General features: G+C 38.2%; 10 protein-coding genes. All 10 read left to right on the top strand.

The genetic code is table 11. The features are described from left to right. The first annotated feature begins 37 nt into the window (after positions 1–37). The 10 genes from AC4G3O_RS15635 (at position 38) to AC4G3O_RS15590 (ending at position 15,285) form a co-directional block, all read left to right on the top strand. A complete protein-coding gene (locus AC4G3O_RS15635; RefSeq protein ID WP_077248179.1) occupies positions 38–2,371 on the top strand; it encodes a glycosyl hydrolase family 95 catalytic domain-containing protein in 2,334 nt (777 codons plus the stop codon). Between the two features lie 13 nt (positions 2,372–2,384). Then, positions 2,385–3,110: a YesL family protein gene (locus AC4G3O_RS15630; RefSeq protein WP_066108846.1), complete on the top strand. Its 726-nt coding sequence runs from the start codon at positions 2,385–2,387 to the stop codon at positions 3,108–3,110. 75 nt (positions 3,111–3,185) lie between these two features. After that, positions 3,186–5,981 (top strand): glycoside hydrolase family 3 C-terminal domain-containing protein, encoded by a 2,796-nt coding sequence (locus AC4G3O_RS15625; protein WP_491136462.1) that lies wholly within the window; start codon positions 3,186–3,188, stop codon positions 5,979–5,981. Positions 5,982–6,225: 244 nt separating this feature from the next. Further along, entirely contained in the window at positions 6,226–8,016 is a 1,791-nt protein-coding gene (locus AC4G3O_RS15620; protein WP_066108840.1) for a sensor histidine kinase, read from the top strand. Next, positions 8,009–9,535, top strand: a complete 1,527-nt coding sequence (locus AC4G3O_RS15615) for a response regulator transcription factor (RefSeq protein ID WP_066108837.1) — start codon at positions 8,009–8,011, stop codon at positions 9,533–9,535. The genes AC4G3O_RS15620 and AC4G3O_RS15615 overlap by 8 nt, the downstream gene beginning before the upstream one ends. Before the next feature lie 174 nt (positions 9,536–9,709). Beyond that, positions 9,710–10,669: an ABC transporter permease gene (locus AC4G3O_RS15610; protein ID WP_491136461.1), complete on the top strand. Its 960-nt coding sequence runs from the start codon at positions 9,710–9,712 to the stop codon at positions 10,667–10,669. A 12-nt stretch (positions 10,670–10,681) separates the two neighbouring features. After that, positions 10,682–11,596: a carbohydrate ABC transporter permease gene (locus tag AC4G3O_RS15605; protein ID WP_066108832.1), complete on the top strand. Its 915-nt coding sequence runs from the start codon at positions 10,682–10,684 to the stop codon at positions 11,594–11,596. 56 nt (positions 11,597–11,652) lie between these two features. Next, positions 11,653–13,311, top strand: a complete 1,659-nt coding sequence (locus tag AC4G3O_RS15600; RefSeq protein WP_139892809.1) for an ABC transporter substrate-binding protein — start codon at positions 11,653–11,655, stop codon at positions 13,309–13,311. A gap of 111 nt (positions 13,312–13,422) precedes the next feature. Further along, entirely contained in the window at positions 13,423–14,202 is a 780-nt protein-coding gene (locus tag AC4G3O_RS15595) for a sugar phosphate isomerase/epimerase family protein (protein ID WP_066108826.1), read from the top strand. Between the two features lie 6 nt (positions 14,203–14,208). Next, complete coding sequence (locus AC4G3O_RS15590) at positions 14,209–15,285, top strand: Gfo/Idh/MocA family protein (protein WP_066108824.1); 1,077 nt, start codon at positions 14,209–14,211, stop codon at positions 15,283–15,285. Positions 15,286–15,287 lie beyond the last annotated feature (2 nt).

Below are 15,287 nucleotides of genomic sequence, written 5' to 3'. Positions count from 1 at the left end.
AGCTGTCCTCTTCTTAGTAAGAATGGGGTGAAGGAAAGTGGGAAGTGAACCATTGAGAGGCTTCAGGAGGCATTGGACATATAGCGATAAGCCTGCTGATAAGTGGGAATTTGCGAATGTATGTGGAAATGGAGAGCTAGGAGCCATACATTTTGGGCAGCCACACAAGGAAACGATTATTGTGAACCATGCGGAATTATTTCTTCCAACCGGCTCGCCACAGACCATGCCAGATATGTCCTTTTATTTAGAAGATGTGAGAAGAATCAGCAAGAGTGATGGTTATAGAGCATCCCATCAATTCTTTATTGAAAAAGGGGAAGAACTGGGACATACAATCGTGGACACAGACCCATTCCATCCTGGATTCTTTCTAAATATTGAACAAAGCCAAACGGAAGGATTGCGTGAATACTGCCGTTATACAGATTTTGAAAAGGGAGAGATTGGTTCTTCATGGGAGAATGATGGAAATAGGTTTCAGCGCCGCCTTTTTTCCTCAAGAACCGATCAGCTTATAGCATTAAGTATTAAAATGGATGAACATCTGCCGTTAACTTGTTTAACCATAGATGAAAACAATCATCCTTTAATAAAGTCTAGATATGAATGCCTCCCTAATGACGTGTTAGTTGGAACTCATGATTACGTACATGGAAAAGGCGGATACTATACCTTTGTGCACATAAAAAATTGTGATGGAACGATACAGTGCACGCCTACTTCAATTGAAGCAAGGAATGCCAGTAAGTTACTGATATTAATGAAAATTATTCCATTCGCCGAACACAATGAAGATATGGTGAGAGAAGTATCGTCCTTATTTTCCGGTTTTTCCGATACATATGAAGCATTATTCGATTCCCATCAAGTAAAACACTCAGAAGTCTTTAACCGTGTCTCCTTAAATTTAAATGGCGGAGAAAAAAGAGGCTGGAGTACCGATCAACTACTGGCGGATGTTAAGGAAACTTCCAGTGTACCACCGGCATTATTAGAGAGATTATTTGATGCAGGAAGATATATGTTTATCTGCAGTGCCGGTGTACGTCCGCCAAATCTTCAGGGGATATGGACGGGAACATGGGAGCCTTCCTGGTCATCTGATTATACGTTAGATACTAATTTGCAATTGGCCATGGCTTCTGTTTTTAGCTGTAATATGCTTGAAGGCATTCACCCATATACAGCCCTGCTCGATTCTTATATGGAAGATTTTCGTTATAATGCCAGGATGCTCTTTGGATGTAGAGGCATTCTCTCAGGTGTTCGGGCTTCAAGCCATGGAAGGCATTTGCACTGGGGAGAATCTTCCTGGGGAGATCGAGAATGCGATACGTTTTTTGGCGCTTTTTGGACGTGCGGGGGAGGATGGCTTGCTCATTGGCTGTATGACTATTATTTGTATACTGGAAATCAGCAGTTCCTACGAGAACATGCATTACCGTTTATGTTAGAAATCATAGCCTTTTATGAGGATTTTTTATATGAGGAAGAAGGAATATATGTCTTTAATCCCTCTTATTCCGCTGAAAATGGAATCGCGTTTAATAGTACTCAGGATATTGCCGTAGCGAAAGAGGTTTTAAATCATACAATCGAGGCTTGCAGGGAGCTTGGAATTTATCAAGAATCTATACCGCATTGGCAGCAAATGATAGAAAAAATGCCGCCGTACCTGATTAATGAGGATGGGGCATTGAAGGAGTGGGCTGTATGGAATCATGATGATAACTATAACCATCGGCATTTTTCTCACCTATATCCGCTTTTTCAAAGCTATGAATTTTCCGATACCGAGACTCCTGAACTTTGGGAGGCATCCAAACGGGCATTGGAGCTAAAAATGGAACATTGGCTATATAACCCTGACACCGATACCTCGTCTCATGGCCGTATGCATGCAGGATTATCGGCTGCCAGATTAGGAATGGGAGATGTTGTGATTGATATTATCCGGATGATGGCAGCTGGCGGAGCTATCTATCCTAGTTTAATGACAGCTCATTATGACCATTTTAATGTGTTTAATGTTGATGCAAATGGATGTATTCCTGAGCTTCTGGTAAATCTCCTGGTTTTTTCATTGCCTGGGAAACTTGAATTGCTGCCAGCTATCCCTAAGAACTTAACAAAGGGAGCAGTCGAGGGCATTTTATGTCGTAAACGAATGAAGATATCGACTATGGAGTGGGATTTAGAAGAAGGAATTCTTTCCTGTACCTTACTTTCAGATATAAATCAGGAAATCTCTCTTTCAATTGAAGAAGAAAAAGGAAATTGGTTTTTAAACAATAATCAAAGAGATACATGGAAAATAAATTTAAAAGCAGGAGAAAATACTACACTTACATTTAAACAAAAGGAATAAGGAGGGACGGGTAATGAATTCAGGAGTTTTGGGTGGGACATATCGAGTATGCTTATGGGTTGTCAGACTGGCTTGGTCAAATATCATATGGATTTTCTTAAATCTTCCTGTTTTATATTTTTGTTTAAGCTTATTGAATGCTGAATATTTAAATATCACGTATATTCTTCTTTTAATCATGGGGTTAGTGCCAATTTTCTCTTTCCCTTCCACTGTCGCTTTGTTTGGAGTTGTACGGAAATGGGTGATGGGAGAAAGCGATATTCCGATTGCCACTTCCTTTCTTCGTTATTATAAGGAAAACTATTTCAGGAGTTTCATAGGGGGAATCGTGTTTACCCTTATGTGGGCTGGCTGGATTATGAATTATATTAGTTTTGTCAGTCAACAGTCCGTTATATTTCTTGTTCTCTATGCTTTTTTTACGATGATTCTCCTAACATGGACTTTATATTTTTGCTGCTATACCGTTCATATTCACGATCGGCTCTTACAATCTATCAAAAATTCTTTCATCATGTCCGTTGGACGACCGATTTCAACCCTTGGGGTAGTCATGGTCACTGCGATATTAATTTATATTAGCATTGGTTTTACGTTTTTATGGCCATTCTTTACCGGAACGATATTGGCGTTTTTATCCTTTAGCTTTTTCTATCGGATTATTGAGAAAACCATACACTATCAAAATCAAACTAGAGATAGTGGCTTAGACACAATAGAAGAAAAAACAACCTAAATAAAGGCTGGGCTTTTAATCGATTATTTGTTTTTGATAAGAAAAAGAATCTGTTGATGGGAGTTGGAGTTGAAGATGAAGACGGAATATACATATCTCTTTCAGAATATAAAAGCTTTACTAGAGGACAGGGTGAAAGATCTGGTGTCTCAGCTGACATTGGAAGAAAAAATTAATCAAATGTGTCAATACCAAGATGCTGTTCCGAGATTGGGAATAAAAAAATATAAGCATGGAACAGAAGGAGCTCATGGTATTGCTTGGCTGGGGGAAGCTACCGTGTTCCCGCAAAATATCGGCTTGGCCTGTACATGGAATGTAAATCTAATGAAGGAAATTGGCTCTGTCATTGGAGATGAGGCGAGAATTTTTTATCAAAAGGATCCAGAACATAATGGATTAACAATTTGGTCTCCAACGGTTGATATGGAAAGGGATCCAAGATGGGGTAGAACCGAAGAGGCCTATGGGGAAGATCCTTGCTTAACTGGTAAACTGACAACAGAATTAATCAAGGGTATGCAGGGGGAACATCCATTTTATTTGAAGACAGCCGCTACATTAAAGCATTTTCTGGGAAATAATAACGAGGTTAACCGTGGAGAGTGCTCAGTCAGTCTCGATCCCCGTAATTTAAATGAATATTATCTGAAAGCTTTTGAAAGGCAAATTAAAGAAGGAAAAGCACAATCGATCATGACTGCCTATAATGCTGTTAATGGAACTTTATGTAATATGAATCCTGATGTTAACGAGATTATAAAAAAGGAATGGGGAATGGATGGCTTTGTTGTAAGTGATGCTGGAGATGTACTTGGTTCAGTTAATGAGCATCACTATGTTGAATCCTATTCAAAGGCGGTTGCATACTCCATTAAAAATGGAATTGACAATATCACAGATGATAAGGACATAACGGTACGAGCCATCCGTGATGCTTTGGAACAGGAATATCTATTGGAAGAAGATTTGGATAAGGCTCTTTGCAACACCTTTAGGGTGAGATTTCGTCTTGGTGAGTTTGATTCTGATGGGGAGAATCCTTATTCATATGTTTCTGCAGAAAAATTAGCCAGTAAGGAGCATTATGAGCTATCTTTGAAGGCTGCCCGGGAATCTATTGTATTGCTTAAAAATAATGGAATCCTTCCATTGAAAAATAAAAAGGTTGCCGTAATCGGTCCTTTGGCAGATGAAGTGTTAACCGATTGGTACAGCGGTACACCACCTTATTCAATCACACCGCTTGAAGGTATCAAGGGAAAAATCGGTGAAACAATTCCCTACGCTGATGGAAGCAATCGCATAAGGCTCAGTATTACGGAAAGCGGAAAATCGATAGGGGTTAACCCTGATACCGGCTTCTTGCTTGCAAGTGAGAATGAAGGAGATGTATTGATTCATACGGACTGGGGATGGGGGAGTGAGACGCTTCGCTCTGAGAAAAATGGCAAATTCATTACCGTAGATGACGATCTTCATTTAAAGGCTACCGCTGATGAAGCAAAAGGGTGGTTTGTAAAAGAAGTATTTACTTTTTCTCAAAAGGAAGAAAGCATGGAGATTCTTTCCTGGGATAACCAGCCTATCCAATTGTCTGATGATGGATCCATTATTCAGGCCGAAGGTATGCCTGCCGCATTGTTCTCCTATAACATAACCGAGGATGGTATCCAAAAAGCTGTGGAAGAGACAAGCAAAGCAGATACAGCTATCATTTTTGCTGGTAATAATCCTTTTATAAATGGAAAGGAATGCATTGATCGTTCGGATTTGACATTGCCGCCTGCTCAGGAAAGGCTCATCCAAGAAGTACTTAAGGTTAATTCAAATACCGTCGTTGTTATTGTTGGAAGCTATCCTTATGCTGTTAACTGGGTTAATGAACATGTACCTGCCATTATATATACATCTCATGCAGGACCGGAACTAGGCCGCGCAATAGCTGATGTGTTGTTTGGGGATTACAATCCAGCGGGACGTTTACCAATGACATGGTATCAATCTGTCAACCAGCTGCCTGAAATTATGGATTATGACATTATAAAAGGAAAGCGTACCTATCAGTATTTTGATGGGGAAGTATTGTACCCTTTTGGACATGGATTATCTTATTCACAGTTCGAATATAAAAATTTGGAACTATCGAAAGAAAGTGTAACGAAAGAAGAAGTTTTACATGTGACGGCAGAGATCAGCAATAGAAGTGATCTGGATGGTGATGAAGTGGTCCAGTTGTATGTGCGATGTAATCAGTCTAAAGTAATTCGGCCTATTAAAACGTTAAGGGACTTTGAACGGGTGCATATTAAAGGCGGAGAGACTAAAAAAATAATCTTATCAATAGAGGTAAAGGATCTGGCATACTGGGATGTGGCAGAAGAACGTTTTCTATTGGAGGATGGAACATATACAGTCATGCTGGGCAGTTCATCCAAAGCTATTCAGTTGGAAAAAACAGTTGAAATAACAGGAGAAACCCGTACAGAAAGAACATTGAAGGGCAAAGTAAACTCTGTTCATTATGATGATTATTACTCAGTCAAAATGGTTGAGTGCTTAGAAGGACGGCATGCAATTCAAAGTATTGGCTTTAGTGGTTGGATTATGTATAAAGACGTTAAAATAAAAGCAAATAACAGAATGATGAAAATACGGTTGGCCAATGGCGGAAAGCAAACCGATATTGAAGTGAGGACATGTAAGCCGAATGGAAAGCTTTTATGTACCCTTCAGGCTCCAAGTACAGGTGGGTATCAAGCTTGGACTACAGTGGAAAAATCATTCATGGACATCGAAGAGGACAAGGTAGAAGATATCTATCTCTTATTTAAAGATGAAGTGGCTATTCATTGGTTAACAATAGAGTAATAGGAGAAAAAAACACTATAGTCAAATATAGTGTTTTTTTACGTTTATCGATAATTGGTATAGAGTGAGCATATGGATAAATATAAAATAAATAGGAGTTATTACCATTAGGTTTTGCATAATCACTAATTATGACATGAAAAATCATAAAAAATATACCACTTTATTTGGAAAATTCTTTAAAAAATCTCATGTATAATATATTTATATATGTAAGCGCTTACTATTTGTTGGAGGTTCGTTGATGATAGCGTATATTACTCGCAAATTAAATAATATGAAATTAAGAGATAAGTTGATTATATCCCTGGTTATTCTGGTAGCGATTCCGATTAGTATAGTTGGTCTATATTTAACTCAGCAATTGCGAAATGGGGCTATTGAAGACGCCATCAGTGAATCGAAAATGAATATGGAACGAATGAAAAAGAGAACGGCTGAGGTTTTAAAAGTACCAATCTATATATCTGACAACCTTCAGTTTGATCAGCAGCTGGATACGGTCGCAAATACCTCTTATGATTCGCGTTATCAGGTTGTAGAAGCCTATGAAAATTATAAGCTATTTACATATTACCTTGAATACTATAATGAAATCTCGACAATTCGATTTTTCATGGATAATCCAACGATGTTAAATAATTGGGAATTTATACCTATTGATGAAGAGGTAAAAAAAGAAGAATGGTATCAGGAAACAACGAAAAATCCTGATTTAATGAGATGGTATTACGTCAATGATTCAACTAAGGATAATGGGCCCTATTTATCACTTGTGAGACGTATTAATTTTCTTAAGACTAATACATACGGGGCGCTTGTTATAACAGTGAATACTTCAGAGTTGGAATGGATATTGAATCAGGAGACCCTGAGGGCAATGATTGTTGATGAGGAGAATAATATTGTAGCCTCCAATCAGAAAAAGCATATGGGACAAAAGCTTTCCAGTGTCATCCCTTCATTAGAAAAGGTAAGTGAAGAGGATGGATTCAAAGTTTATGAAGGTAAATTAAATGGCAAAAAATCTGTGGTTATGGAGGATTCCTTACTGGAACAAAGTCAAGATCATTTACGGATTATATCAGTTATGACAGAAGACCAAATGATGAAAGATGCCAATAACATCAGTATGATGGGTTTTTTTGTTACCCTGCTTGGATTTACATTAGCTGGCGTATTAATTTCCATTGTATCAATCCTTTATTCTAAGCGGGTTTCTAAATTGAGCAAGCAAATAGATTTGGTTTCAGCCGGTGATTTATCAAGCATGATTGAAGTGGATGGGGAAGATGAAATTGGTACATTATCCAAGCAATTTAATCGAATGGTGGCAAATCTGCGAGAGCTCATTGCCAAGGTGGAGGAAACGAATAGGCAGAAAAGTCTGTTGGAAATTAGGCAAAATGAAATCAAAATTAAAATGATGGCCAGCCAGATAAACCCGCATTTTTTATTTAACACATTAGAGTCTATTCGGATGAAAGCCCATATGGAGGGAGCGAAGGATGTGGCGAATGTTGTAAAAATGCTTGGCAGAATGATGCGCCACAGCTTGGAGATTCAGGGTCAAAAAATTCCTCTGTCAAAAGAATTGGAAATGGTGAATCTCTATTTGCAAATACAGAAATTCCGCTATCAGGACAGGTTGGAATATGAGCTGGATATAGAAGAAGAAGCTTTGACCGTGCTGATTCAGCCATTAATCATTCAGCCCTTGGTTGAAAATGCTGTTATTCATGGATTCGATTTATTAGATAACGGTGGAAAAGTGTGGGTGACAATCGAGAAAAAAGAGTGTGATTTAGAAATCATCGTTTCTGATAATGGGATTGGTATTTCGGAACAGAGGTTAATGGATATTCTTCAATCCATTAACCATCAAGAAGAGGGGAAACATATAGGGCTGAGGAATGTCCATCAAAGGATGGTGCTCATTTATGGAGAAGAATATGGTCTTTCTATTCAAAGTGAGCTTAATAAAGGAACCGTTATACAATTTAGAATTCCAATAGGGAGAGATAGCCATGTTTAATGTATTGATTGTTGACGATGAACCTATGATTCGTGAAGGCTTAAAAACTCTGATCAATTGGGAGGAATACGGTTTTCGAATCATTGCATTGGCTAGAAATGGAAAGGAAGGCTATGAGGAATACTGCCGGTGTAAACCCGATTTAATGATTGTAGATATTCGTATGCCAGAGATGGATGGTATTTCCCTTATTGAGTTAATACGTGCAGAGGATAATGATATTTCTTTTATTGTTCTGAGTGGCTATTCAGATTTTGCTTATGCCAAAAGGGCAATCAAAGCAAAAACAGCGGGTTATTTGCTTAAGCCAATTGACGAGGAGGAGTTGATTCAGTACCTGATTGACTTGCGTCAAAATATTGAGGAAAGGAAACAATGGTCCAGTTTGATTCAGGCTGAGTACTGTCACGAAAGGGATGAATTTCTCGCTTCCTTATGTCTGAATGATTTTAAAGAAATGGCTAATGTTCAAGAAAATCTTCATAAGTTTGAATTGGAGGATAGCGGATGTCAAATTTTATTAATTCAGTGCTATGAGAATGGGCAGAAAAAAATAAAATCAGAGTTAGTATCCTTCTTCGAGGATTGTAAAAAGGGCGTTGTTTTTACGATAAATGGGTATGCAGCTGTTTATTTGAGATCAGATTATTCATTTATTTCTCGGACTGACATGATCAAGCAAAAATTAATGAAACAGATTCATCCGTTTTGTAAAAGTATTGCATTGGGAGAATTTATGCCGAGTGTATACGGTATACAGGCATCCTATCAAACAGCACTTACCTTGATTAAACATCAATTTTATTTTGAAAAAGGACAAATATTAACAAAGAGCCATAGAAAAGAGTTGGATAGCGCCCATGGGATTTTAAAAGAAGAACTACTGCTAGATGAATATTTAAACCGCCTTTATTATGCGATAGATGTTGTTAATATTGATACTTGCAGAACTGTTATAGATGAACTTGGAAGAGAAATGATGCATCGAGATTTTTCGGAACAGCAAATAAAGAAACAGTTTATTTACATCTATACCCATACAATGAATAAGCTGTTGCAATTAAATTCTTCCATTGGTTTAGATTCAATGAAGGTTAATGATTGTGCCACTGATATTTATAAAATCGAAACTATGTCTGACTTAATCGAATATATTTTTCAACAGTTTGAGTCTATTATAAAAAGAATTGATAATGGGTTGACCGGTACACAAATGAAGAAAATGATTGATTTAATTCATAAGAATTATAATCAAAATCTCCGGTTGGAAAGTCTTGCTGGGGTATTCAATTATAATAGTGCCTATCTTGGAAAATTATTTAAAAATTATACCGGTGAATATTTTAATACGTATTTAGATAAGGTCCGTATTGAAAATGGAAAAATATTATTACAAAAAGGTTTAAAGGTTTATGAGGTTGCCGAAAAAATTGGGTATGCCGATGTTGATTATTTTCATAGAAAGTTCAAAAAATATGAAGGGATCTCACCTTCTGCCTACCGAAATCATACTGGGTAATAGTACCTTGCCAAAGCTATGTTGATGAATGCTTTGGCTTTTTTATTTTACCTTGCATATATATGAACTGCATATCTAAAATTTTCACCTGATTTTCTCCTAAATCTGTATGGTATTACCACCTTTTTGATTCGGTTATCATTAATGTAAGAAAAGGGGGAGGTATCAATGCAGATGGCAGAAAAGAAAGCGCATACAATTATGAAGGCAGCTCCTACAAGAACGCAAAGAATGTGGACGTCAATAAAAAATCAAAAGTATTTGTACCTTATGTCATTGCCATTTGTTGCGTGGGTGTTTGTTTTTAACTATATCCCTTTATGGGGTTGGACAATGGCTTTTCAAAATTTCAAGCCAGCCAGATCATTTATGGAACAGGAATGGGTGGGATTTGACCACTTTATTGCACTCTTTCAGGACGAGAGGTTTTTTCTTGCTTTACGTAATACGCTTGCAATGAGCTTAATGGGTCTGATACTTGGATTTGTTATCCCTATTATATTTGCCATTTGTATTAATGAAATACGTAAGAAGGCATTTAAACAAACGATCCAAACTGTATCATACCTTCCTCACTTTGTTTCTTGGGTTGTAGTAGCAGGGATTGTAACAAAAATGCTTTCGGTCGATGGGGGAGCCATCAATCAGTTGTTGACTACAACAGGTATTTTGGATGAACCCTATCAATTTATGACACAGGGAAATTTATTCTGGATCATTGTTACATTATCCGACCTTTGGAAAGAGATGGGCTGGAACTCAATCATCTTTTTAGCGGCCATGGCTGGAATTGACACTCAATTATATGAAGCAGCAAAGGTGGATGGAGCAAGCCGTTTGAGGCAAATATGGCATATTACCTTACCGGGTATTCGGCCGACCATCTTGGTTGTTTTGATTTTATCGATTGGTCATTTGATTTCCATTGGCTTCGAAAAACAATTCTTGCTGGGTAATGCTACTGTTGTTGATTATGCAGAGGTTTTAGATTTATATGCCTTAAACTACGGTATTGGTCTTGGAAGATTCTCGTATGGTACGGCAATTGGGATATTCAATTCTTTAGTCAGCATCATTTTATTATTCTTAGCAAATGGCATTTTCAAGAGATTTACAAACCAAAGTGTAATGTAATGGGGTGAGATAGTGAGTAGCAAAGGAGTTAACGTGAGACCCAGCCGGGACGACCGAATATTCGATATTTGTAATTATATCTTTCTAACACTTGTATTCGTCGTTACCCTATATCCATTTTTGAATGTATTGGCTATATCCTTTAATGAGTCGAATGACACGATTCGAGGGGGAATTACGATATTCCCAAGAGAGTTTACGCTGGAAAACTATAAAACTATTTTTCAGTACGATAATTTGGTAACAGGATTTGTTAATTCAACACTTCGTACCATAATCGGAACTGTACTTGGAGTATTATCATCAGCAATGGTGGCTTTTACTTTAAGTCGTGCTGATTTTAGTGGACGTAAATTTGTTTCAACGATCTTGGTTTTAACCTTGTATTTCTCTGGGGGATTAATTCCTGGATATATGCTTATGAGAGATTTAGGCTTAATCGATACATTCTGGGTGTATGTATTGCCTGGTATGGTTAATGCCTTCAATATCATCATTGTTCGGTCCTTTATGGATGGATTGCCATATGCCTTACAGGAATCAGCAAAAATTGATGGCGCTAATGATTTTACTATTTTTTGGAGAATTGTATTGCCGCTGTGTACGCCCGTTTTAGCGACAATTGCTTTATTTGTAGCAGTTGGTCAATGGAATTCCTGGTTTGATACGTATTTATATAATAGTTCAAATGAGAGTTTAACAACCTTGCAATATGAATTAATGAAAATCTTACAAAATACGACTGTTAGTGCCAGTGATCCTAATGCTTATCGGACTTCGAGCGGTGAAGCAGCTGCTTCATCTGTATCACCGGAATCCATCAAAATGGCGATTTCAGTTGTCACTATTGTTCCTATTCTGCTAGTATACCCGTTCCTACAACGCTTTTTTGTACAGGGTATGACATTAGGTGCCGTAAAAAGCTGATTTAAGTTAAAACAGATCATGATCTGTTTGACAATAAATGATAAGGAGAAAAGAGAATGAAAACAAAAACGAAATCAGTACTAATTCTTTTGATGGCCGTTATGTTGGTGATAACTGGTTGTAAGGATGATAGTGCTTCGAGTCTGAAGGAAGAGACAACTGGGCCTGTTACTTTTTCTTTATTTAGCGCTGATCCGCATTCTCAATGGGATAAAATGGAAAGTCCAGTGAGCAAAGCAATCAAGGATAAAACAGATGTGACAATTGATCCTGAATTTGATGTAAATGGCGGAGATCAGAAAATCTCGCTTATGATTGCAAGCGGGGAGTATCCGGATTTAATTTTACCAAAAGGGAATGCTGGTAATTTGGTTGATGCAGGAGCTTTTATAGACCTGACAGATTTAATTGAAGAACATGCACCTAATTTAAAGAAAATTTATGGTGATTATTTAAATCGATTGAAATGGAGTAATGAAGATGAAGGGATTTATATCCTTCCAACTGCAGCTGTTGATCAGACGTATTTCGAGCCAGGCACTGGGTTTATGCTCCAGCATGATGTTGTTCAAAAATTAGGTTATCCTGAAATCCGCACAGTGGAGGATGTAGAGAAGGCTATTAAGGAATATAAGGCTAAATATCCAACGATTGATGGAAAGCCAACGATAGGTTTATCCCTACTGGCTGATGACTGGCGCATCCAGATATCTACCACAAATCCTGCATTTTATGCAACAGGTGCACCTGATGATGGAGAATTTTATATCGATCCAAAATCACATGAAGCAAAATTACATTATCGCCGGGCTGAAGAAAAAGAATATTTCCGCTGGTTAAACCATATGAATGATATTGATTTATTGGATAAGGAAAGCTTTGTACAAAAATACGACCAATATTTAGCTAAGATTTCTTCTGGCCGTGTTCTTTCCGTAACCGATACGGATTGGCAGATTGGCGATGCAGACCGTGCGCTGCGTGAATCTGGAAAAACAGAGCGTATGTATGGAATGTATCCTGTAACACTTAATGAACAATTCAAACATCATAATTTCCAGGATACTGGCTATCTAGGCGGATGGGGCATCGGGATTACAGTAGATAATGAGGATCCTGTACGTGCCATTAAATTTATTGATTATCTTGCCTCTGAAGAAGGACAGATTCTTCAAAACTGGGGAATTGAAGGGGAGCATTATGAGGTTGTAGATGGTAAACGTGTCATCTCGAAAGAAGAAATGGATCAGCGTAATAGCAATGCCAATTATGTAAAGGAAACTGGTATTGGTGCATTAAAAGGCTTTGCTCCTTATTACGGGGATGGAATAACAGATTCAACTGGACAAACCTTTTCAATTGCCAGTAGAGAGCAAATCAAAGACGGCTATACTGATGTTGAAAAAGAAGTACTTTCTAATTATGGCGTAGAGATGTGGGCCGATTTGTATCCACAAAAAGAAGATTTCCCTGTAAAAGAATGGGGAGCAGCTTTTAATATGGCGGTCCCTTCAGGTTCTGATACGGAGCTTATCATGCAAAAGTGTCTTGATATCGTGAAAAAACGGATTCCAGAAGCTATTCTGGCAGATCCAGATAACTTTGATAAAGTGTGGGATACCTTTATGAAGGATTTGGAAAAAGCGGATGTCGAACAAGCTGAAAAGGAATATACCAAACTAATAAAAGACCGTATTGAGCTATGGAATAAGTGATATTAAATCATAACTGTCCTCCTGAATCTTTATAGGAGGACAGTGTTTTTAACTATCAGGCTATATAAATGAAAGAATAATAAATTATTTACTGGATTGGAGAGTATTCATATGAATCAGATTCCTATAGCGGTTCAAATGTTCAGTCTGCGAGAAGAGGCGGAAAAAGATTTTGCAGGTACGTTGAAAAAAGTAGCTGAGCTTGGTTTTGACGGTGTTGAGTTAGCTGGCCACGGTAATCTTACTGCCCAGGAAGTGAGGAACCTCTTAGATGAGTATGGCTTAAAAGCAGCAGCCAGCCATATCCCAATCGATGAGCTAGAAAGTGAGCTTGAACGAGTAATTGAAGAGCAAATTATATTAGGTTCAAACTATATTGTATGTCCATATTTAGCAGAAGACCGACGCCAGGAAAGTGAGTATCTTGCTTTGCCTTCTCTATTAAATGAAATAGGGGAGACATGTAAGAGGAACGGTCTTACATTGTGCTATCACAATCATGATTTTGAGTTAGAGACCCTATCTGATGGACGGAAAGCGCTAGAGGTTATTTTTGATGGTACAGATCCAGATAAGGTTAAAGCGGAGTTTGATGTATATTGGCTAAAAAAGGCAGGGGAAGATCCTATTTCCTGGTTGGATAAATACCGGAATCGGTCTCCTCTCATCCATTTAAAGGACATGACCTTAGATGATGAACAGTTTTTCGCAGAACTGGGCACAGGTGGGGTTGAGATTGAGAAAATTTTAGAAAAGGGCGAGGAGTTAAACGTCGCCTGGTGGATTGTTGAACAGGATGCTACGAGATTAACTCCGTTTAGGAGTATGGAAATTAGTATGAATTATTTAAAAAGCAACCTGCCTGATTATACAACAAATAAAGGGAGATAGGGTTTCATGACTTTACGGGTAGGGATTGTCGGCTGCGGAAATATCAGCAGCATCTATATCGAGAATAGTAATAGATTTACAGACTATCAAGTAGTAGCCTGTGCGGATTTGGATTATACAAAAGCGATCGAAATGGCTCGAAAGTATAATGTTGGAAAACCGTTGGAGCTTGAAGAAATATTTACATCTCCAGATATCGATTTAATTTTAAATTTAACTGTTCCTCATGCTCATTCATCTGTATCTCTAAAAGCTATTCATAACGGTAAGCATGTTTATACTGAAAAACCTCTTTCAATTTCATATAACGAAGGCAAAAGAATACTGGACGCTGCCCGTGAAAAGGGAGTTATAGTAGGGTCGGCTCCTGATACCTTTCTCGGTGGCAGTCTTCAATTAGCTGGAAAATGGATTGAGGAAGGGTTGATTGGGCGAATTGTAGGGGCAACAGGCAATATGATGTCCAATGGACCTGAATCCTGGCATCCAAACCCCGACTTTTATTACAAGGCTGGCGGTGGCCCTATGTTTGATATGGGTCCATATTATTTAACGGCATTAATCAGTTTACTGGGCAGTGTGAACAGAGTTACTGGTATAGCTAGAACAACCTATACGGAACGATTGATCACAAATCCGAAGCGGTTTGGAGAGTTTATCCCGGTTGAGGTGCCGACACATGTGACTGGAATACTGGAAATGGCGAGTGGAGTGATTACGACGATTACGACAAGCTTTGATGTAGTGGGAGCTAGAACTCCGTTTCTTGAGATATATGGGGAAAAAGGAACACTTAGCTTGCCTGATCCGAACCAATTTAATCATCCTGTTCTTGTAAAAAGAGATGGAGAGATTGAGTGGACTGAATTGAAGACTATGGGAGATCCATATGACAATCTGCGCGGGATTGGTCTTGCCGACATGGCAAAGGCTCTTCAGAACGGCTATCAGCCCCGTGCTAGCTCTGAAATGGCCTTGCATGTACTTGAAATTATGGAAGGAATACATCGGTCCTCGGAATTAGGGACTCATTATGTAATGGAAAGTAAATGCGAGAAGCCATTTTTACTAGACGCTAATTAAGT

The sequence above is a fragment of the Bacillus sp. z14 (2026) genome, from assembly GCF_058313575.1.
Note: the sequence above shows the minus strand (reverse complement) of the source record. Positions and strands in the feature narration are given on the sequence as shown.

Excerpts from the sequence above, each read along its gene's own strand:
- AC4G3O_RS15610 (WP_491136461.1), top strand. The coding sequence starts at position 9,710 with ATGGCAGAAAAGAAAGCGCATACAATTATGAAGGCAGCTCCTACAAGA.
- AC4G3O_RS15615 (WP_066108837.1), top strand. The coding sequence starts at position 8,009 with ATGTTTAATGTATTGATTGTTGACGATGAACCTATGATTCGTGAAGGC.
- AC4G3O_RS15600 (WP_139892809.1), top strand. The coding sequence starts at position 11,653 with ATGAAAACAAAAACGAAATCAGTACTAATTCTTTTGATGGCCGTTATG.
- AC4G3O_RS15620 (WP_066108840.1), top strand. The coding sequence starts at position 6,226 with ATGATAGCGTATATTACTCGCAAATTAAATAATATGAAATTAAGAGAT.
- AC4G3O_RS15625 (WP_491136462.1), top strand. The coding sequence starts at position 3,186 with ATGAAGACGGAATATACATATCTCTTTCAGAATATAAAAGCTTTACTA.
- AC4G3O_RS15590 (WP_066108824.1), top strand. The coding sequence starts at position 14,209 with ATGACTTTACGGGTAGGGATTGTCGGCTGCGGAAATATCAGCAGCATC.
- AC4G3O_RS15595 (WP_066108826.1), top strand. The coding sequence starts at position 13,423 with ATGAATCAGATTCCTATAGCGGTTCAAATGTTCAGTCTGCGAGAAGAG.
- AC4G3O_RS15630 (WP_066108846.1), top strand. The coding sequence starts at position 2,385 with ATGAATTCAGGAGTTTTGGGTGGGACATATCGAGTATGCTTATGGGTT.